This is a genomic window from Mycobacterium marseillense, assembly GCF_010731675.1.
GTDB lineage: Bacteria > Actinomycetota > Actinomycetes > Mycobacteriales > Mycobacteriaceae > Mycobacterium > Mycobacterium marseillense.
This window is the reverse complement of sequence record NZ_AP022584.1, coordinates 38,514-60,998: the sequence shown is the minus strand read 5'-3', so window position 1 is coordinate 60,998 and position 22,485 is coordinate 38,514. Positions and strand designations below refer to the sequence as shown.

The following is a 22,485-nucleotide window of genomic DNA, read 5'->3' as shown; positions in this document are numbered from 1 at the left end:
AAACGGTATCGCGCATCCGCTCGCCCGTTGGCGACTTGGCGTCGGGCTACCTAGCGCATCGGGCGAGAGGACAGCGGCACCCTCGCGGAGGGCTCAACTTACGGATCGGCCGACGGTGACGAAAGCCGCGAGCAGCAGCAGAATCACGTTGATCGGCAAAGGTTGTCGCTCGTTACGCGTCAGGTGCACGCGCATTGCGCCGATCTGCACGATGACCAGGCCTACCGCGGCGATCGGGGTCAGGATGCGGGCGATGCCGGTTGCCTCGGGCAGGATCACGCCGAGCGCGCCGGCGATCTCGACCGCGCCGACGGCCTTGACAGCGGCGTCCGAGTGGTCCTTCATCCAGTCGAGTCGGCCCGACGCTACGAGTCGTTCGCGCGGCCGAACGACTTTGAGCCCGCCCGCGACGAGATAGACGAATGCGAGCAGACCCTGCACGACCCACAGAGCAATGTTCACGGTGCTCTCCAATCCTTACTATTTGTGCGTAGCCACATCGTGTGTCAGCGCTGGGGCGGCCGCATAAGGCACACCGATGTATGTATCCGGGACGGAGACTTCGCTATGACCAACGTCACACGAAAGACGCCGCGGATACCCGAGGGCGGCGCGGTCCGGGAGGTCCTGGATCGCATCGGCGACAAGTGGAGCCTGCTGGTAATCGGCACGTTGCGTGACGGGCCAATGCGGTTCGGCGCGCTGGAGGCGGCCGTGGAAGGCATCTCGCAGCGGATGCTCACCCTGACGCTCAAGCATCTGGTCGAGGATGGCCTGGTCGACCGCACCGCCTACGCCGAGGTGCCACCGCGGGTCGAGTACGAATTGACCGAACTCGGGCGGACATTGCTACCGCTGGTGATCTCCCTGGCCCGGTGGGCCATGGCGCACCACGAGGAGATCAACGCCAACCGCACGTCACGGTAGCGCTGCATACCGGCTAGGCGAGCCGGGTCACCTCCACGATCACGTCGAGGTCGGTGGCGCCCTCCCCCGAGTAGATGCCCTTTAACGGCGAAACATCGGCGTAGTCGCGACCCGCACCCACACCCACGTACTGCTCGGTGATCTCGGCGTCGTTGGTGGGGTCAAAGCTCCACCAAGCGCCCGTCCACGCCTCGATCCAGGCGTGACTGCGCCCGTCCACGGTGTCCCCGACGACGGCGTCGCGTTTGGGATGCAGGTAACCCGAAACGTAGTGCGCGGGAATTCCCATGCCGCGCAACAACATCAGCGACAGGTGCACAAAGTCCTGGCAGACACCCTTGCCCGCCTTCAGTGCGTCCAGCCCGGACGAGTGCACGCTGGTGGTGCCCGGAAGGTAGTCCAGCTCCTCACGCACCCAATTGGCCGCGGCGACAACGGCTTCGGCCGGCCCATGGGTTTTGCTGATCTTCTTGCCCACCGAGGCGACCCGCTTGCTGGCCGGGGCGTGTTCGGTCGGGCGGAGCAGGTCGTCGAACCGATCGATCACCGCATCCGAGCGCAGCTCGTCCCACCCCACCTCGGCGGGTGGCGCCTCGGCGCGTTCGGTCTCCACGACCGAGGAGGACATCACCGTGAGATCGGTATGGGGCGCGTGCAAGTCGAACGCCGTCACCGCGGTGCCCCAATAGTCGATGTAGCGGTAGGACCGGGTTGCCGGGATGGTTTCGACGCGGTTGAGGATGACGTTTTGGCGGTTGTTCGACCGCGGCGTCAGCCGGGCTTCGTTGTAGGAGGCGGTCACCGGTGACTGATAGGCGTATCCCGTGGTGTGCACCACCCGCAGCCGCCACATCAGCCGTCCTCTTTCCTGCTGGCCAGCCGGGCGCGCTGACCGGCGTCCGACCACGCCACCCACGGCGTGACGTGAAAGTACTGCAGCGCCAAGGCTTCCCCGACATCGCGGCACGTGCGTTGTAGGCCCGCCAGCCGGCTCTCCAGCGTCTCGAGCAGCACACCGGGCTGGACGAACTCCAGCTCGCTGCGGGCCTGCCCGAGCAACCGCTGCGCCTCGGCGGTGGGCCCGATCCGGCTCTGCCGGGTGCGGACCAGTTCGTCGAGGTTGTGTTCGGCCAGCCGCAGCGAGTAGAACACCGAACGCGGAAACAGCCGGTCGAGCAACATGAACTCGACCACCCGGCCCGCATCGAGCACACCGCGATAGGTGCGCAGATAGGTATCGTGCGCGCCCGCCGAGCGCAACAGCGTCACCCACGCCGGGGACGAGGCGCTGTCCCCGACCCGCGACAGCAACAGCCGCACGGTCATGTCGACCCGCTCGATCGCCCGGCCCAACACCATGAAGCGATACCCGTCGTCCCGGGACAGCGTCGAGTCGGCCAGCCCGGCGAACATCGCCGCCCGCCGCTCGACGAACGACAGGAAGTCGTGTGGCCCAAGGCGTTTGGCGGCGCGTTCGCGTTCGGGCAGGGCGTGGTAGGTGGTGTTGAGGCACTCCCAGATCTCGCTGGACGTCACCTCGCGCGCCGACTTCGCGTTCTCGCGCGCCGCGGTGATGGCGTCGACGATCGAGGAGCCACCCTGGGCGTTGGTGCTATAGGCGACCAAATCGGTCAACGACCACACGTCCAGGTCATGCGCTGGTGGATCGATGCCGAGTACGCGCAACAGCAGGCGCGAGGCCTGATCCGGGTCGACGCTGGAATCCTCGAGCAATTGGTGCAGCACCACGTCCAGAATGCGGGCGGTGTCGTCGGCGCGCTCGACGTAGCGGCCGATCCAGTAGAGCGCCTCGGCGTTACGGGCCAGCATCAGCGGATCACGATCTGTTGCTGCTGCTGTTGCTGTGGTTCGTTGCCCGGTGGGGTGTCGGCCTGACCGTCCGCGGCCGGGTCCGCCATGGAATCCGGCAGCGACCGGACCACTTCGGCGGCCCCGAGCTCGTGGTCGCCGTCTGCTGCCCGCGACGCCAACACCCAGGTGTCCTTCGAGCCACCGCCCTGGCTGGAGTTGACCACCCGTGAGCCCTCGACCAGGGCCACCCGGGTCAGCCCGCCGGGTAGCACCCACACGTCGTTGCCGTCGTTGACCGCGAACGGCCGCAGGTCGACGTAGCGGGGGGCCAGCGCGCTGCCGACCTGCGTCGGCACGGTCGACAGCTCCATCATCGGCTGGGCGATCCAGCTCCGCGGGTCGTCGCGGATCTTCTTGGCGACGGCGGCCAACTCCTTCTCGGAGGCCTCCGGGCCGAACACGATGCCGTAGCCGCCGGACCCCTCGACCGGCTTGAGGACCAGCTCGTCGATCCGGTCGAGCACCTCTTCGCGTTCGTCGTCGAGCCAGCAGCGCATCGTCTCGACGTTGGCCAGCAGCGGTTTCTCGCCCAGGTAGTACTCGATCATGGTCGGCACGTAGGTGTAGACGAGCTTGTCGTCGCCGACGCCGTTACCGATCGCGCTGGAGATGACGACGTTTCCGGCGCGAGCGGCGTTGACCAGGCCGGCCACCCCCAGCACCGAGTCGGCACGGAACTGCAGCGGGTCCAGGAAGGCGTCGTCGATGCGCCGATAGATGACGTCGACCTGACGCTCCCCCTCGGTGGTGCGCATGTACACCTGGTTGTCGCGGCAGAACAGGTCGCGCCCCTCGACTAGCTCGACCCCCATCTGACGGGCCAGCAGCGAATGCTCGAAATACGCCGAGTTGTAGACGCCCGGGGTCAGCACCACCACCGTCGGGTCGGCCTCGTTGGTGGCCGCGGAGTTGCGCAGCGCCCGCAGCAGGTGGCTGGCGTAGTCGTCGACGGAACGCACGCGATGCGTGGCGAACAGGTTCGGGAAGACGCGCGCCATCGTGCGGCGGTTCTCCATCACATAGGAGACGCCCGACGGGGAGCGGAGATTGTCCTCGAGGACCCGGAAATTGCCCTTTTCGTCGCGGATCAGATCGATGCCGGCGACGTGGATCCGCACGCCGTTGGGCGGGACGATGCCCATCGCCTGGCGGTGGAAATGCTCGCAGGAGGTGATCAAGCGGCGCGGGATCACCCCGTCGTTGAGGATTTCCTGGTCGCCGTAGATGTCGTCGAGGTACATCTCGAGCGCCTTGACCCGCTGGGTGATGCCGCGCTCGAGCCGGGTCCACTCGGCGGCCGAGATGACCCGCGGCACCAAGTCCAGCGGAAAGGGCCGCTCCTGCCCCGACAGAGAGAAGGTGATGCCCTGGTCGAGGAACGCGCGGGAGAGCGCTTCGGCGCGAGCCTTGAGGTCCGAGGCGTCCGACGGCGCGAGTTCGGCGTAGATGCCCTTGTAGGGGCCGCGAACGGCGCCCTGGGCGTCGAACATCTCGTCGAAGGCCATGTCGTAGGCGTCCGAGGACGTGTTGTATCCGCCGAAAATCCGCTCAGAACGCGCAGCGCGAAAACCCCGCCTGGTCTCCTCAAGCTGGTTCGTCAGACTCACTGTTCAGATGCTGCCTCAAATCGATGTTCTGGCAGCCGACGTGTTCCCGTTTTGGGAGAAAACGTAACTCACTGATAACCTGGGCAATCGCTGTGGTGATTTCCGGCGCCCCAACCAAACGTCTGATCGAAGAAGGAACTCGAGCGTGGCCAACATCAAGTCGCAGCAGAAGCGCAACAAGACGAACGAGCGCGCTCGCTTGCGCAACAAGTCGGTGAAGTCGTCGCTGCGCACCGCCGTCCGCGCGTTCCGCGAGGCGACCCACGCCGGCGACAAGGAGAAGGCCGCCGAGTTGTTGGTGTCGACCAACCGCAAGCTGGACAAGGCTGCCAGCAAGGGCGTGATCCACAAGAACCAGGCCGCCAACAAGAAGTCGGCGCTGGCGCAGGCCCTCAACAAGCTCTGAGGCCTCGGCCTCAGCGGCTGCGCTGGGCGGCTAGCTCGGCGACCTGTCTGACCGCGGATTCCAGGGCGTAGTCGGCGTCCGCCACCGCCCCCTTGACGTTCGCGTTGAGCGCGGCGACCACCTTCATCGCCGCGGCCACCGTGTCGCGCGACCAATTCCGGGCCTGCTTCTGGGCCTTCTGCACCCGCCAGGGCGGCATCCCCAACTGTGAGGCCATCCGGTAGGGATCGCCCGAGAGCGGGCCGACCCGGCCGATGGTGTGAATCGCCTCGGCCAGCGCGTCCGCCAGCACCACCAGCGGCTCGCCCCGCATCATCGCCCACCGCAACGCCTCGGCGGCGCCCTCGATGTCGCCGGCCACCGCCTTGTCGGCGATGTCGAAGCCCTTCACCTCGGCCTTGCCGCTGTGATAGCGGCGCACCGCGGCGGCGTCGACCGCGCCGCCGGTGTCGGCGACCAGTTGCGAGCAGGCGGACGCCAACTCACGCAGGTCGGAGCCGACCGCGTCCAGCATCGCGGTCACGGTCGGCTCGTCGGCCTTGACGCGCAGCGCGCGGAACTCCTTGCGGACGAAGTCGACGCGTTCGCTGAGTTTGGTGATCCGGGCGCACGGGTGCACCTCGGCGCCGAGCTTCTGCAGGTCGGTGGCCAGCGCCTTGGCCCGGCCGCCGCCCGAGTGCACCACCACCAGTACGACGCCCGCCGGCATGTCGCTCGCGGCCGAAACAATCACGGCGGCAGCGTCTTTGCCCGCTTCGCCGGCGGCCTCGAGCACGACGATGCGTTCGTCAGCGAACAGCGAGGGGCTCAGCAGCTCGGCGAGCTCGTAGGTGCTGACGTCACCCGCCCGCATCCGGTTGACCGGAATGTCCGCGTCCTTGCCGGCACGCTTCCGCGCCGACCGCAGCAGGTCGGCCACCGCCCGCTCGACCAGCAGCTCCTCGTCTCCGAGCACCAGGTGCAACGGCGAAACCTCGCTCACCCCACGATGGTGTCACGACCGACCGACGATCCCGGACAGCGCCCAGGCCAGCCCGGCCAGCGCGGCCAACCCCGACCCGAGGCGGAACGGGCGCCACCGCCACAGCACGATCGCCAGCACCGTCACACCGCCGACGAGCAGCGTGCCGGGCACGCCCTCCGGCACGGGGACCGTCGCCCCGGGCAGACCTGCCGCCCAGCGGGCCACGCCGCCCACCCACCACAATTCGGGGCCGGTGAAGCGAATGAGCAGCCGCGCGGCGCCCGGCCATACCGGGCAGAGCGCGGCCGCCGCGGTGCCCAGCACCGTGATGGGGGCGATCACGGCCGCCACGACGAGGTTCGCGCCGGCGGCGACCACGCTGAACCGGCCCGAGATCGCGGCGACCAGCGGGGCGGTGACGAGCTGCGCGGCCCAGGCGACGGCCAGCGCATCGGCCAGCGGTTTGGGGCAGCCCCTGTCCGACAGCCGCCGCGACCAGACCGGTGCGAGGACGATCAGCGCGGCCGTGGCGAGCGCCGACAGCGCGAACCCGACGTCGACGGCCAGCTGCGGGGCGACCGCCAACAACAGCAGCACCGTGGCGGCGAGGGCCGGAATGGCTTGCCGCCGACGCGAAGACAGCATCCCCGCCAACGCGATGGCGCCCATCACCGCGGCCCGCACCACGCTCGCGGTCGGTTGCACGACGACGACGAAGGCCACCAGGGCCAGCGCGGCCAGGGCGACGGCCGTTCGGGGGCCGATCATTCGGGCCGAGAACAACACGGCGGCGCACACGATCGTGACGTTGGCCCCCGACACGGCCATCAGGTGCGTCATGCCGGCAGCGCGGAAGTCGCGGCCGGTCTCGGTGGGCACCGCCGAGGTGTCGCCGAGCACCAGTGCGGGCAGCAGCGCGGCCTGCTCGCCGGGCAATGTGTCACGGGCCGCCGCGGCGAACCGACTGCGCACACCGTGCGCCGCGGTCTGCACGGCGCCCGCGGCGCCCACGGTCGGCCGGCCCGACGCGTTGAGCACCGCGACCGTCAGGTCGCGCCGCGTCGGCCGGCCGATGCGCGCGCTGAACCGCAGCGGCTGTCCCACCATCAGCCCACCGAAATCCGCGGCGCGCGCGAAAACGACGACCCGCCCGGAGATCTCGTCGTCCCGTAGTCGTCGCAGGGTGGCCCGAAACATCAATCGGCCGCTACCCAACGACACCGGGCTCTCGGTGGGGGTGACCGTGACCGCCGCGGTCACGCCGTACGCCATGGTGATCGGATGGCGGTCGACCGCGTCGGTGCGCAGCGCGATCGCGAACCCGAATCCCGCCCCCACGACACCGATCGCCGCGAACCCGGCGCTGACCGTCCGTAATCGCTCCCCCGGGCCGGGATGGTGCAGCGCGCGCCACGCCAGCGCTGCCGAGGCGCCGATCGCCACCACGCCGCACCAGGCGAGGGTCCGCCCGATCGGCCACCAGATCCCGCCGGCGGTCACCGCCCAGCAGGTCAGCGCCGCCGGCACCAGGCGCACATCGATACGCGGCGGGAGCGAGCCGGCCAACCCGGGCTGGGCCATCCCGGTCAGACACGGACCAGGGCGCGTAGCTTCTCCAGCCGCGCCGGCCCGATGCCCTCGACATCGGCGAGCTGGTCCACGCTGGTGAACTTGCCGTTGGCCTGCCGCCACGCCACGATCGCGGCGGCGGTGACCGGCCCGACACCGGGCAACGCGTCGAGTTCCTGGATCGTCGCGGTGTTGAGGTCGACGACCTCGCCCGGCTTCGGTTTGACCGACTCCGACCCCGGCCGCGGGGGCGGCGCTTTCGACGTGGGTGCCGAACCGGAGGCCACCGAACTGCCCAGCGCCGTCGGCTGTCCCGGCACCGGAGCGAGACCGACCACGATCTGCTCACCGTCGCCGAGTTGTCGGGCCATGTTCAGTCCGATGGTGTCGGCGCCGTTCACCGCTCCACCGGCGGCCTGCAGCGCGTCGGCGATGCGGGCGCCGGGCGCAAGCGTCACCAGGCCCGGGGTGTGCACCAGGCCGACCACGCTGACCACCACAGGGTGATCGGGCTCGGTGGTCGGGCTCGCCGAGGAGCGCGGGCTGGCCGTCGACACCTTCTCGACCGGCGGCAGCTTGGCCGACATCACCGGCACGGGCCGGTCGCGCACCAACGTGAACACCGTGACGAGCACCGCCAGCGCCGCCACGATCGCCAACCCGATGGCGCCGGCCCGTCCGGGGTCGGCGCGCACTTTCGCCACCCAGCCTCGGTCCTGGGATGCGTCGGGCAGCCAGCGCGGCAGCAGCGAGTTCTGGTCGTCGTTCGGGGCGCCCTCAGTCGAGGCCGACCCGGAGTCCTCGGCGCGCGCATCGGCATCCGGTTCGGCGCGGAGCCGTCGCTGCAGGCGCTCGGCCGGAAGTTCTGTTCGCATGGGCCGACCGTAGGTCCGCCCGCCGCCGCACCTGCCGCGGCGCAGTACGATTCCGGGCCGATCTGTGGATTAACCCGAGGCTGTGCACAGGGCCCGCGCGGGATGGGTCAAGATGGAGGTTGAGCGAACGACCAGTATCGCCAGAAATCAGCTCTGGGCGATGGGTCGCCACGTTCATCCCGAAACGACAGGAGGCTGCCATGCAACTGGCGCTCACACCCGAGGAAGCCGCGTTCCGCGACGAACTCCGCAGCGTCTACACGACCAAGATTCCTCAGGAGTTGCGCGACCGGGTGCGCCAGGGCGCGGCGGAAGTGAACCGCGACGACATCGTCACCAGCCACAAGATCTTGCACGAGCACGGTTTGGCGGTGCCCAACTGGCCGGTCGAGTGGGGCGGCAAGGACTGGACGCCAACCCAGCACCAGATCTGGGCCGACGAGATGCAGCTGGCATGCGTCCCGGAGCCGCTGAACTTCAACACCAAGATGGTGGGCCCGGTGATCGCCGAATTCGGTTCGGAGGAAGTCAAACAACGCTTCCTGCCCCCGACTGCCAGCCTCGACATCTGGTGGTGCCAGGGGTTCTCCGAGCCGGAGGCCGGGTCGGACCTGGCGTCGCTGCGCACCACCGCGGTCCGCGACGGTGACAGCTACGTCGTCAACGGCCAGAAGACCTGGACCACGCTCGGCCAGTACGCGGACTGGATCTTCTGCCTGGTCCGCACCGACCCGCAGGCGCCCAAGCGTCAGGCCGGCATCTCGTTCCTGCTCTTCGACATGAACACCCCGGGCATCACGCTGCGGCCCATCAAGACGATCGACGGCGGCCACGAGATCAACGAGGTCTTTTTCGAAGACGTCCGCGTACCGGCCAATCAGCTTGTCGGAGAAGAAAACAAGGGCTGGACGTACGCCAAGTTCCTGCTGGGCAACGAGCGCACCGGCATCGCGGGCGTGGGCCGCACCAAGGTGCGCCTCGCCGAGGTGAAAAAGCACGCCGCGGCCACCGGGGTGCTCGAAGACCCGTTGTTTGCGGCGCGGCTGGCCGAAGCCGAAAACGAGCTGCTCGCACTGGAACTCACGCAGTCGCGGGTGGTCACCGACTCCGCGAACGGGCAGCCCAACCCGGCCTCGTCGGTGCTCAAGCTGCGCGGCAGCCAGCTGCAACAGATCGCCACCGAACTGCTCGTCGAGGTCGCCGGGCCGGATGCGCTGCCGGCCAACGGCGAAGACATCTCGTCGCCGTCCTGGGCGCAGCACAGTGCGCCGCACTACCTCAACTACCGCAAGACGTCGATCTACGGCGGCAGCAGCGAAGTGCAACGCAACATCATCGCGTCCACCATTCTGGGATTGTGAGGCAGCCATGGACTTTCAGTTGAGCGACGAGCAGTCCCTGCTCCGCGACACCACCCGCGACCTGCTGGCGCGCACCTATGACCCGGAAAGCCGCAACAAGGTCATCGGCTCCGACCTCGGCTGGAGCCGCGAGGTCTGGAGCCAGCTCGCCGATACCGGCATCCTCGGGCTGGGCTTCGACCCCGACGAGTCCGGCCAGATCGAGATCGCGGTGGTGCTCACCGAGATCGGGCGCCGGCTGGCCCCCGAGCCGGTCCTGCACGCCGCGCTGGGGCCCGGCGCGCTGATCGCCGAGCTGGGCAGCCAGGACCAGAAACAGCTGCTGGACGAGGTCGCGTCCGGGCAACGGCTGCTGGCCTTCGCGCACCTCGAACCGGGTCAACGCAAGCCGTCCGCCGAGTTGACCACCAAGGCTGCGCAGCAAGGTGATTCGTGGACCGTGAACGGCCGGAAGAACCCGGTGCTCGCCGGGGACTGCGCCGACACCCTGGTGGTCAGCGCCGCCCTGCCCGACGGCGGCACCGGCCTGTTCCTGGTCGACGCGGGCTCTGCAAAGTCCGTGACACGGCAGCCGTACCGGACCTTCGACGGACAGCGCGGCGCCCAGATCGATCTCGACTCCGCCGCCGCCGAACCCCTGGGTGAGGCGGTCGACGCGTCGGACGCAATCCGCAACGCCGTCGTCCGCATCCAGTCGGCGCTGTGCGCCGAGGCGCTCGGGGCGATGGAGGAATCGCTGCGGCTGACCACCGATTACCTCAAGACCCGCAAGCAGTTCGGTGTCACGCTCAACAAGTTCCAGGCATTGACCCAGCGCGCCGCCGACATGTACGTGTCTCTGGAACTGGCCCGCAGCATGAGCCTGTACTCGGCGATGTCGATCGCCGACGGCAACCTCGACCCGGTGATCGCCTCGCGGGCCAAGCTGCAGATCGGTCGCTCGGGCCGGCACATCGCGCAGGAGTCGATCCAGATGCACGGCGGCATCGGGGTGACCGCGGAGTACCCGATCAGCCACTACGCCGCCCGGCTCACCGCCATCGAACACACCCTGGGCACCTCGGGTGAGCACCTGCACAACCTGATTGACCATATCGGCGACTACGACCTGGTCCGCCTCTAGCCGATGGCCGAGCAGGCCGAGCTGTCCGAAAGGGTTGTCTCATTCCTGTTAGCCGGCACCCGCACCGGGATGCTGGGTTACCTCGCCGCCGACGGCCGCCCGTTGGTCGCGCCGGTCTGGTTCGTCGTCGACGATGGCCAGGTGGCGTTCAACACCGGCCGTGATACCGCGAAAGGGCGTGCGTTAGCCCGGGATTCGCGAGTGGTGATCTGCGTGGACGACCCCCATCCGCCGTATTCCTTCGTGCAGATCCAGGGCGTGGCCACGCTCAGCGATGACCCGCAGGACGTGCTGGACATCGCGACCCGGACCGGCGCGCGCTACATGGGGGTCGACCGCGCCGACGAATTCGGCCGCCGCAACGCCGTTCCCGGCGAGTTGGTGGTGCGGGTACGGCCGACCAAAGTCGTCGCCGGATTCGACATCAGCGACTGAGCGCTCCCCGGGCCCAGCGTCGAGTTGTGCGGCCGACACGCCGACCTGGCGCGCCACAACTCGACGTTCGCGGGACCACACCCCCGCAGATCACGACGGCTGCGGTGCCGCAACCGATTCCACGTCGTCCGATGGCGGGGCCGACCCTGAATCCGCATCGGGCAGCTGGCCGACGAGATATTCGGCGAGCCCTCCGATGGTCGGATAGTCGAAGACCGCCGTCGCGTTGATCGTGAACTTGCCGCCGAACTGACTGTGCAGCCGGTTGCGGAGCTCGATCGCCATGAGCGAATCCGTGCCCAGGTCCAGGAACCGACTGCTCGCGGCGGGCGGCGACGCGAGCCGCAGGAAGTTCTGCACCTCCCGCTGCAGGAACTCCGTGACGAATCCGGCGCGCTGGGGCACCGGAATCTCCATCAGCTGCTTGAGCAACTCACTGTCACCGGTCACCTCTCCGGCGGCGCTGGGCAACACCAGATCCAGGATCGGCGGACGCGAACTGCCCAGCACCTTGGCGGCGCGCTGCCAGTTGGCCTTGAGGACGGTGGCCTGGCCGGTGCCGTTCGCGACGACCTCGGCGAGGGCGCCGAGGGCTGCCGATGGTTCCAGCGGAATCAGGCCCTGCGCACTGATATTGGCGGTCGCGGCCTCCGAGGAGGCCATGCCCCCCTGGGCCCAGGGACCGAAGTTGACGCCGGTGGCCGGTAAGCCGTGCGCCCGTCGCTGCGCGACCAGCCCGTCGAGCAGCGCGTTGGCGGTCGCGTAATTGGACTGGCCGGGCGAACCCAACAGGCTCGACACCGACGACGACACGAGGAAGAAGTCCAGCTCATCGTCCTTCGTCAGCCTGTCCAGGTGGTAAGCCCCAACTGCCTTGGGCGCCAGCGTCGTTCGGAAGCGCTCCAAGGTCTGCTGTGACAGCAGCGCATCGTCGAGCACACCCGCCAGATGCGCCACCCCGGCCAGGGGCGGCAACTCCGCGCGGATGCGCTCCAGCACCCTCGCCACCTCGGCCTCGTCGCCGACATCGGCGGCGAAGACATGGATGCGGCACTTGTAACGCTCGGTGATGTCCTCGATCAGCCGTTGCGCGTCCGCACCCGGCTCACGCCGACTGGTCAGCACAATGTCACCGGCACCGAGTTGGGCCAGATACGACGCCGTGTGCAGACCGATCGCGCCGAGTCCGCCGGTGATCAGGTAGCTCCGATCAGGCCGCGGCTGCAGCGGATTCGGTATCTGGACCACGATCTTGCCGATGTGCCGCGCCTGCTGCATGCGGCGGAACGCGGCCCTCGCCTCGGTCAGCGGATAGATTTCGGCGGGTAACGGCGTCCACGCACCATCGGCCAAACCTTGCGACACCTCGGTGAGCAAGTCGCGAATGCGATCGGGTTCGGTGAACATCACCGTGTCCAACGCCACGATCTCGTAGGCGATATCGGGGCGCGCCTCGGCCATCTGCTCGGGTGTCCAGATGTCGCGTTTGGCGATCTCGGCGAAGCGGCCGTTCTTGGCGGTGGCCTTCAGCGTCGCCTCGATGAACCCTTCGCTGGTCAGGGAGTTCAGGACGACGTCCACGCCGGCACCGTCGGTGTCGGCCAGGATCTGATCGGCGAAATCCGTTGTGCGCGAGTCGTAGACGTGCCTCACGCCCAGCTTGCGCAGGGTTGCGCGTTTGAAGGTGCTGGCCGTGGCGAACACTTCGGCACCGAACTGCTGGGCCATCTGGACCGCCGCCAGACCCACACCGCCGCTGGCGGCGTGGATGAGGACCTTGTCGCCAGGCTTCAGCTGCGCCCAGTCGAAGGACAGCCGCACCGTCAGCGCCGCGGCGGGAATGGTGGCCGCCTCGACCGCGCTCACCCCGTCCGGGATCGGCGCCAGGAACTGGGCCGGCACGTTGAACCGGCTGGAGAACGCGCCCTGCATGGAGCCGTAGACGCGTTGCCCCACTTCGACTCCGGTGACGCCATCGCCCAATTGGGTGACGACGCCGGCGAAGTCGCCACCGATCGGTCCAGGATCGCCCGGGTAGAGGCCGAGGACGTTGAGCACGTCGCGGAAGTTGAGACCTGCGGCCTCGACCCGGACCTGCACGTAACCCTCGTCCGGCGGCGGCACGTCCGCCTCGGTCAGCCGCAGGTTGTCGATCGCGCCGCGTTCGGTGGGCGCCAGGACGTAGTCGCGCCCGCGCGGCACCGTCAGATGGCCGCTGCGCGCCCACGGCAACAGCCGTGAGGCCAGCAGCTTTCCTTGCCGCACCGCCAGTTCCGGCTCGTCCACCGGGGTGGCCAGCAGCGCGGCCAAGGCGCGCACGGCATCGGGTGAGCCGTCGCAATCAACGAGTTTGGCGCGCAGCGCCGGCTCTTCGTTGATCGTGGTGCGACCGAAACCCCACAGCGCCGCCTGCACCGGGTCGACCGGCTCGCCGGATTCGGTGGCCACCGCACGCTCGGTGACGATCCACAATCCGCCGGGCAACTTCACATCGCCGCGTTGCACGGTGTGCACGGCGCTGAGCAGATTGGCGATTTCGCTCTCGAGGCGCGCCGTGACGTCCGCGCTCGACTCTTCCCCGTTCGGCGCCTTGCTGCGCCAGACGACACCGGAGAACGGCAGCCCACGCTCGTGGGCTTGAGTCAGCACCTGCCCCAACGGATCCGGATCGTTGGCGCGGTCGAGCGGGATGCAGCCCGGCACCTTGGCGGCCAGTTCCTCGAAGCCGGCGATCAGCCAGGTGCCGGTGGTCTCCCCGGCGTCGTCGCCCGCCGGCGGCGGCACCTCGTGCCAGCCGAGGGTGTAGAGCAACCGGGTGGCATCCCCACCCAGGCCGCGCAGCAATGCCTCGCGCGGTGCGCGCTTGACCGTGAACTCACGAATTCCGCCCAGGTGACGGCCGTCCCGATCGACGAAATCGAGGTCGAAGACCTGGGTTTCGGCGTTGAGTTCGCTGCTGTGCCACCTCGCGCGGCAGTAGAACCGCCGCGGCATCTTCTCCCGCAATGCCACTTGCCCGTAGCGCAGCGGCAGGAACAGATCGTTGACGCCCTGTTCGGCCGCGAGCAGCGCGGGGAAGGCCGGGAAGGCGACACCGGTGCACAGGTCCATCAACACCGGATGCATCGGTTCGCTGCCGAGCTGTTCGGCGAGTTCCTCGCCGACGAGGATGTCGCCGATCGCCTCGCCCTCTCCGAGCCAGAGTGACTTCAGGGAACCCGACCAGGTCGGCCCCCACGCCAGCTCCAAATCGGCGAAGGTCTCGAACAGCTCCTGCGGACGCATGCGGTTCAGGCGCTCGATCGTTTCGTCGATCGGATCGTCCTCGGACACCGGGTCATCGTCCGTGCCGGCGCTGACCGTGCCCTCGGCGTTCAACGACCATTCGGCGCCGCGTTCACCGTACGGGCGGCTGTGCACTTGGAAGGTGGACTCACCGCCGTCCTGCAGCGGGTGCAGGGTGAGCTGCACCTCACGAGAACTCTTCTCGGGCAAGATGATCGGCTCGTAGAAGAAGACATCCTTCACCCGCGCCGGGGCGCCGACCGCGGCCAGGGCCATCGCCGCGTAGGTCGCGCCGGGGACGACGACGGTCCCGTAGATGACGTGATCGGACAGCCACGGCTGCGATTTGACCGACAGCCTGCTGGTGTAGACCGAGTCTCCCGAGGCGAGGTCCTTCGCGTTGCCGAGCAGGCCCGAGGACGAGCCGGCCCCTCCGTCGGAGGCGATGCCGGACGTCCTGGGCCAGAAGCGGCGCCGCTGGAACGGATAGGTGGGCAACTCGAGCCTGCGACGCGGCTGACCATGCAGCGCAGCGAAATCGGGGCGGAGCCCGCCGACGTAGGCCGCGGCCAGTGCGTCGGCGATCTGGCGTCGATCGCCCACACCCTTGCGCAGCGAGACGATCGCCCGCGGTGCGGACAGGTGCTCCGGCCAGACCTGCACCGCGGCGCCGGTCAGCACCGGTTGCGGCCCGATCTCCATCAGCACCGAGCAGCCGAGCGCCGCCACGGTGCGCACACTCTCGGCGAACTGCACCGGCTGCCGGGAATGTCTGCGCCAGTACTGGGCGTCGAGCGGCGTGTGCGTCGTCAGCACGGCACCGGTGCGGTTGCACACCAGCGGCATCGTCGGGGCGGCGAACCGGAATTGCGCTGCGTACGACTCGAACTCGTCGAGCACCGGATCGAGAAGTTGCGAGTGGAAGGCGTGGCTGGTCTGCAGCCACGTGCAACGGATGCCCTCGTCACCGAACTTGGCGACGATCTGTTCGAGATCCTCGCCCGGGCCCGACAGCACGGTGTTGGGCCCGTTGTAGGCCCCGACCGACACTCGCGGAAATTCACCGGCGGCCTGCTCGACGTGCTTGGCGTCGGCGAACACCGCGACCATCCGGCCACCTTCGGGCAGGCTGCCGAACATCCGGCCGCGCTCGGCCATCAGCCGGGCGCCGTCCTCGATGCTGAACACGCCCGCCACACACGCCGCCGCGTACTGGCCGACGCTGTGTCCCAGCACCACATCGGGCTGGATCCCCCACGACTGCCACAGCCGGGCCAGACCCATCTCGACGGCGAACAGCGCGGGCTGCGCAAACGACGTGTGCCGCAGCCTTTCCCCGGCTGCGCCACCGGTCTCGCGGTCGGTGGCGAACACCACCTCCAGCAACGGATGCGGCAGGATCTCGCTGACCGCGTCGGCGCAACGTGTCACGGTCTCGGCGAAAACCGGTTCCGTGTCGAACAATTCACGCGCCATCCCCGCATACTGGCTGCCCTGGCCGGTGAACAACCACGCCGTCGTCGGGTGGTGGGTGTGCTCGCCGCGCACGACGCCGGGCCGCAGGCGGTTCTCGGCCAATTCGGCGAGCGCCTCGCGCGCACCGTCGACCGAGTCCACGACCAGGGCGGCGCGGTGTTCGAAGTGCGAGCGGCCCGTTCCGGCGGTGAGGCACACCTCGGCGAGATCCGCGTCCGGGTGGGTGGTCAGCCACTTTTGGTAACGCCGCGTCAACGCCGCCAGCGCTTCCGGTGACCGCGCGGACAGCGCCAGCACCCTCGCCTGTCCATCTCCAGCCTGGCCCGCCGACTCCGTCGCGGCGTCGTCGGTCACGGACCGATCGGCGGTGGCGGCGCGCGCCGGCGCCTCCTCGACCAGCACGTGCGCGTTGGTGCCCGTGAACCCGAAGGAACTCACGCCGGCGCGCCGCGGTCTGCCGTTGGCCTGCCACGGCATCGCCGTGTCCACGACCCGCACCGGTAACGAATCCCACGGGATGTGCGGCGAGGGCTCGTCGAAGTGCAGGCTTTGCGGCAGGACCTCGTGCTGCAGTGACAACACGACCTTGATCAAACCCGCTGCGCCGGAAGCTGATTCGGTGTGCCCGATGTTGGTCTTCACCGAGCCCATCAGCAGGGGGCGGTCCGCGTCGCGGGAGTCGCCGTAGGCGGCCGCGGCCGCCTGTACCTCGATCGGATCGCCCAGTGGCGTGCCGGTCCCGTGCGCCTCGAGATAGTCGACGTCCCCGCCCGTGAGGCCGGCGCGAGCCAACACCGAGCCGATAAGCCGCTGCTGTGCACCACCATTGGGCACGGTCAGACCGCTGGACGCCCCGTCCTGGTTGACCGCGCTGCTGGGGATGACAGCGCAGATCCGATCGCCATCGCGCTCCGCGTCGCTCAGCCTCTTCAGTACGAGAATCCCGCAGCCTTCACTGCGCACGTAACCGTCGGCGGAGGCGTCGAAGGTCTTGCAGCGCCCGACCGGGGACAGCATCCGCGCACGGGAGGCCGCGACGACCGTCACCGGACTCAGCAACACGTTCACGCCGCCGGCCACCGCCATGTCGCAGTCACCGGAGTGCAATGCCTGGCAGGCCTGGTGGACGGCGACCAACGCCGAGCTGCATGCGGTGTCGATCGCGACCGCCGGCCCTTCGAGTCCGAGCGCGAAGGCGACCCGACCGGAGATGGCGTTGAGTGCATTGCCAGTGATGAAGTGGGGCTCGATCTTGTCGACCGGCTCCGCCGACAGCAGGTGCGCATACTCGTTGGCGGCCACTCCGACGAAGACCCCGGTTCGGCTGCCGCGCAAGGCGGCCGGCGCATACCCCGCGCGTTCGAGGCCCTCCCAGACCGTTTCCAGCATCAGCCGCTGCTGCGGCTCGATCCAAACGGCCTCGCGGGGTGAAATGCCGAAGAACTCGGGATCGAACCCATCGATCTCGTCGAGGAATCCGCCGAACCGCGTGTAAGTCTTGCCCGGCACGTCGGGGTCCGGGTCGTAGAACTCGTCGATGTCGAATCGGTCCTCCGGGACCTCCCGGATCGCGTCGACGCCTCCGGAGAGCACCTCCCAGAACGCTTCCGGGTCGGGCGCGCCGGGGAAACGGCAGGACACCGCGACGATCGCGATGGGTTCATCCGTGCGGGTCGGCGCGACCGACGCCGGCCGCGGCCGTGGTTTCGACGACCCCTGATCGCCCAGCTCGAGCACGTCGCTGAGCAGGTAGTCGGCCACATCCGACAGCCGTGGGTGATCCATCGCCAGGGTGGCCGGGATCTCCTTGCCCACCCCCTGTTCGATGCGGCGCCGCAGTTCGACTGCCATCAGCGAATCCATGCCAAGGTCGAAAAAGCCTGCGTCCTCCCGGATCTCGTCGGCATCGACGCGTGTCACCTCGGCGACCGCGTCGCGCAGGTAGTCGGTGAGCAGTTTCCTGCGCTGCTGCACCGGAGCGCCGGTGAGCCGCTCGACCAACGCGGTCTTCCCCCCGACAGTCGCGGAAGGCCCCGCGGTAGACGCCAGGCTGGGCACCTCGCGCTCCAGCTCCGCCAGGAACGCCCGCCTACCGGCTTGCTGATAGAGCGGCAAGAAGCGGGCCCAGTCGATGCGAGCCACCACACCTTGCGCCGTGGCGGCCGCCACCGCGTCGGCCAGACCCGCGAGCGCATCGGCGGGAGACAGGGTCCGGACTCCGCGCTGATCCAGTCGCGCGCGGGATTGCGCGTCGGCCATGCCCGCCGACCAAGGCCCGAAGTTGACGCTGACGGCGAAGATGCCCTGCTCGCGCAGGCGCCACGCCAGCCCGTCGAGGAAGGCGTTCGCGGCGCCGTAGGCGGTCTGGCCGTATCCGCCCCACACCGAGGCGATCGAGGACGTGCTGATGAAGAAGTCGAGCTTGAGGTCGGCCGCCGCTTCACTCAAATGCCAAGCGCCCCAGACCTTGCCGGCGAAGACGCGATCGACCTCGGCGTCCTCCAGCGCGCTCAGGGGGGTGGTGCCGATCTCGCCTGCGGCGTGCACGATGCCGGCCAGCGGCGGCAGCTCGGCCTGCACGCTTCCCAGCAGGCGTGCGACGTCGTGCGCATCGGCGACATCAGCGGCCACGACGCGGATCTGGCAGCCGTGCTGTGCGCCCAGGGCGTCGATGCGCTGTTGCGCGGCATCGCTGGGAGCGCGTCGGCCGGTCAGCACCACATTCCGGGCGCCGTTCGCCGCCAGGTATCCGGCGATCTCCAGCCCGATCGCGCCCAGTCCGCCGGTCACCAAATATGTTGCGTCGTCGCGCAGTTGCAGCGGTGTCCCGCTCGGCGAACCACTACGCCGGACCAAGCGAGGCGTGTAGACCGCCCGATCACGCAGCGCGAGTTGGTCTTCCCGGACGGCCGAGCCATGCGGCACGCCGATCCGGTCGACGAGCTCAGACCATTCGTCGGCGGCGTCACCGCCGTGCGACAGGTCCGCGAGTCCACCCCACACGTGCGGGATCTCCAGCGACGCCGCACGGCCGAATCCCCACAGGCAGCTCTGATGCGGCGCCACCGTGTCCGTGTCGGTGACGCGTTGCGCGCCGCGGGTCACGATCCAAATGGGGCTGCGTAGTTCGGCGGCCACCGCGGCCCTAAAGAGCCGCCGGGTTCCGCCCAGGACCCGGTGTTGCATGCCCAGCAGTGACCGCATCGAGGGTGCGGCCCCGCCCTCCAGCGCGGCGACGTGCACGATGCGCAACGTCGCGTCGTCGGTTGCCGCGGCGCGCAACGTCTCCGTGAGGCGTTCCTCGTCCGCGTCGGAGACCGGCAACCCCAGGACCCGGTGCGGGCGGTTACCCGCCGTCAGGGCGTCGACCAGTGGCTGGACCGCATCGGCATCGTCGGCGACGACGATCCAGCTGCATCCCTCGTCCACGTCTGCGCGCGAGAGCGGAGAAGCCGACTTGTCCCAGCGGATCTCGTAGCGGTCGTCCCCGATGGAGCGGGTCATGCGCTGTTGATTGTGTTGCGCCGCAAGCTTGGTGAGCACCTGCAGGGTTTGCTGGTCGTCGCTCGCACCGCCGAGTAGGGCAGCGAGTTCCTCGATCCGGCCGTCCTCGAGGAGGCGGACGGTTTCGGTACGCGGTCCGCCGGCGTCCTGGGCTTGGTCTGGGCGCTCGCGATCGTCCCGGAACCAGTATTGACGGCGCTCGAACGGGTAGGTGGGCAGGTCGAGCTTGCGCGCGTGCGCCCGCCGGAAGGCGGTGAAATCGGGCTGGTGTCCAAGGACATACGCGTCGGCGACCGCTTCGGTGATCTGCCGGTGGTCAGCGGTGTTGCGGCGCAGCGACGTGATCACCCGGGGTGCGGTGGCGGGGTCGGGCCACGCGCCGAGGGCCGCGGCGGTGAGCACCGGCCGGGGGCCGATCTCGAGCAGCACCTTGCAGTTCAGCTCGGCGAGCGTGCGCACGCTCTTGGCGAATTCCACGGGCTGGCGCGCGTGCCGGCGCCAATAGGCGCCGTCGAGCTTCACGCTGCGGCCGAGCGCGGTCCCGGTGCGGTTGTCGATCAAAATCCGTTGTGGCGTCGCGAAGTTGAACCGCCTCGCGGACGATTCGAATTCATCGAGGATCGGGTCGAGCAGCGCTGAGTGGAACGCGTGGCTGGTATCAAGCCAGTCGCACCGCAAACCGTCGGCCGTCAATGCGGCCACCGCGTGTTCCAGATCGGCTGCCGGCCCGGACAATACGGTGTTGACGCCGTTGTAGGCGGCGACGGACAGGCTGGGAAATTCGTCGGTCAGTCGCTCGACGCGCTCGGCGGCGGCGAACACCGCGACCATCCGGCCACCGGAAGGCAAGCTGCCGAACAAACGACCGCGTTCGGCCATCAACAGCGCGCCGTCCTCGAGGCTGAGCACCCCCGCGACGCAGGCCGCCGAATACTGGCCGACGCTGTGGCCCAGCACGACGTCGGGCTCGAAGCCCCACGACTGCCACAGCCGGGCCAGGCCCAGTTCCACCGCGAACAGGGCGGGCTGCGCGTATGAGGTCTGCTGCAGCGTCGCCTCGCTGTCCGGACTGTCCACGTCGAAAATGACGTCCAGCAACGGCTTTTCGAGAACATCGGCGACCGCGGCCGCGCAACGATTCAGCGTCTCGGCGAACACCGGCTCGGTGTCGAACAACTCCCGGGCCATGCCGGGGTATTGGCTGCCCTGACCGGTGAACAGCCACGCCGTCTTCGGGGTGTCATGGGATTCGCCGCGGAACAGGCCGGGCGCCGGGCGCTCCTCGGCGAGCGCGCCCAGCAGCTCCATGGCGGATTCCCGCGAGTTGACCACCAACGCGGCGCGCTGCTCCAAGTGCGCTCGCCCCGCCCCGGCGGTAAGGCACACGTCCGCGAGGGTGGCCTCCGGGTTCGCGCCCAGCCAGGCGCGGTAGTCGTCGGCGAGCCGCATCAACGCGGCGGGCGTTCGAGCCGACAGCGGAAGGATGCTGAACCGCCGGTCCCCGGACGGCCCGACCGGGGCCGCTGCCGCGGGGGCCGGGAGCGCGTGCTCCGGCGCTTCCTCCAGAATGACGTGAGCGTTGGTCCCGGCGAACCCGAATGAGCTGATCCCCGCAATGCGCCGCTGCCCGTTGCGTTTCCACGGCGTGGCTTCCTTGACGACTTCCACCGCCAGCCGTTCCCAGGGGATGTGGGGCGACGGGTTCTGAAAGTGGAGGTGCTGCGGCAGCAGCTCGTTCTCGAGGGACAGGATCACCTTGATCACGCCCGCGATGCCCGCGGCCGCTTCCAGGTGCCCGATATTCGTCTTCACCGAGCCCATCAGCAGGGGCTGGTCGGGTTCGCGCCCGGCCCCCAGCACCGCGCCGGCGGCCTGGGCCTCGATCGGGTCGCCCAGCGATGTCCCGGTGCCGTGCGCTTCCAGGTACCCGACATCGCGGGGCTCGAGGTCGGCACGCTTGAGTGCATCGGCGATGACCCGCTGCTGGGCAACCCCGTTCGGAACAGTCAATCCACCCGAGGCGCCATCCTGGTTGATCGCGCTGCCCCGGATCACGGCCCGAATCCGATCCCCGTCGCGGATCGCGTCCTCGAGGCGCTTGATCACGATGACGCCGCATCCCTCGCCGCGCACGTAGCCATCGGCGGCCGCGTCGAATGTCTTGCACCGGCCGTCGGGCGCGAGCATGTGCGCGCTGGAGAACGTGATCATCGTGGCCGGGGTGAGCAGGACGTTCGCCCCGCCGGCCAGCGCGAGGTCGCATTCCCCCAAGCGCAGCGCCTGGCACGCCTGGTGGATGGCCACCAGCGACGAGCTGCACGCGGTGTCGACGGCGACCGACGGGCCCTGCAGCCCCAACCGATAGCTGATCCGGCCCGCGGCGGCGGCGTTCGACGTCCCGATGGCCATGTAGGCCTCGATCTCGGGATAGGTCAGCTCGTCGGAGGCCATGCCCAGGTAGTCGTGCGTGGCCAGACCGACGAAGACACCCGTGTTGCTGTCAGCCAGATCCGTTGGCGCGTAGCCCGAATGCTCCACCGCGCGCCACGCCGTTTCCAGCAAGATCCGGTGCTGCGGGTCCATCAGCCTGACCTCGCGCGTCGACACGCCGAAGAACGGGGCGTCAAACCCCGTCACGTCGTCGACGAAGCCCGCCCGACGGGTGACGACCTTGCCCGGCGCACCCGGCTCCGGGTCGAAGAATTCGTCGACATCCCACCTGTCCTGCGGCACTTCGGATATCGCATCCCGGCCGTGCCGCAAGACATCCCAGAACTCGTCCGCATCAGCGGCTCCCGGAAATCGCGCCGCATAGCCAACGATCGCAAAACCCGATGCCGATTCCCCCAGACCTTCGACGGATGCCATGCGCTTGTCCTCTCTTGGCCGGTCAAGATCGATCCCCGCGGGCGCCCAGTTGCGCTCGGAGAATCATGTCCGGAGGCCCACACCACATGTGCAGCGCCCGCACCGCGCAGCGGCAGCCCGCGCGGGCCGCCGCCCTGCGTCCCCGCCCGGCCGCTCGATCGCCACAACTCGATCGCCACGACTCGGTCGCCGAAAGCCGGTCGGATCCGTGAG

The 22,485-nt window shown here is 69.0% G+C and carries 13 protein-coding genes; 5 read left to right on the top strand and 8 right to left on the bottom strand.

Annotated features, from left to right (window positions below; translation table 11 throughout):
• Window positions 1-93 precede the first annotated feature (93 nt).
• Window positions 94-474, bottom strand: coding sequence for a DoxX family protein (locus G6N26_RS00230; RefSeq protein ID WP_179960270.1), 381 nt, complete (start codon window positions 472-474; stop codon window positions 94-96).
• 93 nt (window positions 475-567) lie between these two features.
• On the opposite strand from G6N26_RS00230, the gene G6N26_RS00225 reads away from it, so the two are divergent.
• The gene (locus tag G6N26_RS00225; RefSeq protein WP_067171566.1) at window positions 568-927 is read left to right on the top strand and encodes a winged helix-turn-helix transcriptional regulator; all 360 of its coding nucleotides are present in this window, start codon (window positions 568-570) and stop codon (window positions 925-927) included.
• Window positions 928-940: 13 nt separating this feature from the next.
• Here the strand turns inward: G6N26_RS00225 and G6N26_RS00220 are convergent, their stop codons facing one another.
• Genes G6N26_RS00220 through G6N26_RS00210 form a run of 3 tightly spaced genes read right to left on the bottom strand, consistent with a single transcriptional unit; the run spans window position 941 to window position 4,406 of the window.
• Window positions 941-1,780 (bottom strand): transglutaminase family protein, encoded by an 840-nt coding sequence (locus G6N26_RS00220; RefSeq protein ID WP_083015565.1) that lies wholly within the window; start codon window positions 1,778-1,780, stop codon window positions 941-943.
• Window positions 1,780-2,757: an alpha-E domain-containing protein gene (locus G6N26_RS00215; protein WP_067171562.1), complete on the bottom strand. Its 978-nt coding sequence runs from the start codon at window positions 2,755-2,757 to the stop codon at window positions 1,780-1,782. Before G6N26_RS00215 ends, G6N26_RS00220 begins: the two co-directional genes overlap by 1 nt.
• Entirely contained in the window at window positions 2,757-4,406 is a 1,650-nt protein-coding gene (locus G6N26_RS00210) for a circularly permuted type 2 ATP-grasp protein (RefSeq protein ID WP_067171561.1), read from the bottom strand. The genes G6N26_RS00215 and G6N26_RS00210 overlap by 1 nt, the downstream gene beginning before the upstream one ends.
• 145 nt (window positions 4,407-4,551) lie before the next feature.
• Between G6N26_RS00210 and rpsT the strand changes: the two genes are divergently transcribed.
• Window positions 4,552-4,812, top strand: a complete 261-nt coding sequence (gene rpsT, locus G6N26_RS00205; protein WP_067171559.1) for a 30S ribosomal protein S20 — start codon at window positions 4,552-4,554, stop codon at window positions 4,810-4,812.
• Window positions 4,813-4,822: 10 nt separating this feature from the next.
• On the opposite strand, the gene holA is transcribed toward rpsT, so the two are convergent.
• From holA to G6N26_RS00190, 3 genes are read right to left on the bottom strand one after another with little or no spacing between them, the layout of a single operon-like run.
• Window positions 4,823-5,776, bottom strand: coding sequence for a DNA polymerase III subunit delta (holA, locus tag G6N26_RS00200; protein WP_095578155.1), 954 nt, complete (start codon window positions 5,774-5,776; stop codon window positions 4,823-4,825).
• A gap of 30 nt (window positions 5,777-5,806) precedes the next feature.
• Complete coding sequence (locus tag G6N26_RS00195) at window positions 5,807-7,357, bottom strand: ComEC/Rec2 family competence protein (RefSeq protein ID WP_232067514.1); 1,551 nt, start codon at window positions 7,355-7,357, stop codon at window positions 5,807-5,809.
• Between the two features lie 5 nt (window positions 7,358-7,362).
• Window positions 7,363-8,220, bottom strand: coding sequence for a ComEA family DNA-binding protein (locus tag G6N26_RS00190; RefSeq protein ID WP_083015559.1), 858 nt, complete (start codon window positions 8,218-8,220; stop codon window positions 7,363-7,365).
• Between the two features lie 200 nt (window positions 8,221-8,420).
• On the opposite strand from G6N26_RS00190, the gene G6N26_RS00185 reads away from it, so the two are divergent.
• From G6N26_RS00185 to G6N26_RS00175, 3 genes are read left to right on the top strand one after another with little or no spacing between them, the layout of a single operon-like run.
• Window positions 8,421-9,581 (top strand): acyl-CoA dehydrogenase family protein, encoded by a 1,161-nt coding sequence (locus G6N26_RS00185; protein WP_067169027.1) that lies wholly within the window; start codon window positions 8,421-8,423, stop codon window positions 9,579-9,581.
• 7 nt (window positions 9,582-9,588) lie between these two features.
• The gene (locus tag G6N26_RS00180) at window positions 9,589-10,704 is read left to right on the top strand and encodes an acyl-CoA dehydrogenase family protein (RefSeq protein ID WP_083015556.1); all 1,116 of its coding nucleotides are present in this window, start codon (window positions 9,589-9,591) and stop codon (window positions 10,702-10,704) included.
• A 3-nt stretch (window positions 10,705-10,707) separates the two neighbouring features.
• Window positions 10,708-11,139, top strand: coding sequence for a PPOX class F420-dependent oxidoreductase (locus G6N26_RS00175; RefSeq protein WP_083015552.1), 432 nt, complete (start codon window positions 10,708-10,710; stop codon window positions 11,137-11,139).
• Between the two features lie 90 nt (window positions 11,140-11,229).
• Here the strand turns inward: G6N26_RS00175 and G6N26_RS00170 are convergent, their stop codons facing one another.
• Complete coding sequence (locus G6N26_RS00170; protein ID WP_083015548.1) at window positions 11,230-22,272, bottom strand: type I polyketide synthase; 11,043 nt, start codon at window positions 22,270-22,272, stop codon at window positions 11,230-11,232.
• Between the last annotated feature and the right edge of the window lie 213 nt (window positions 22,273-22,485).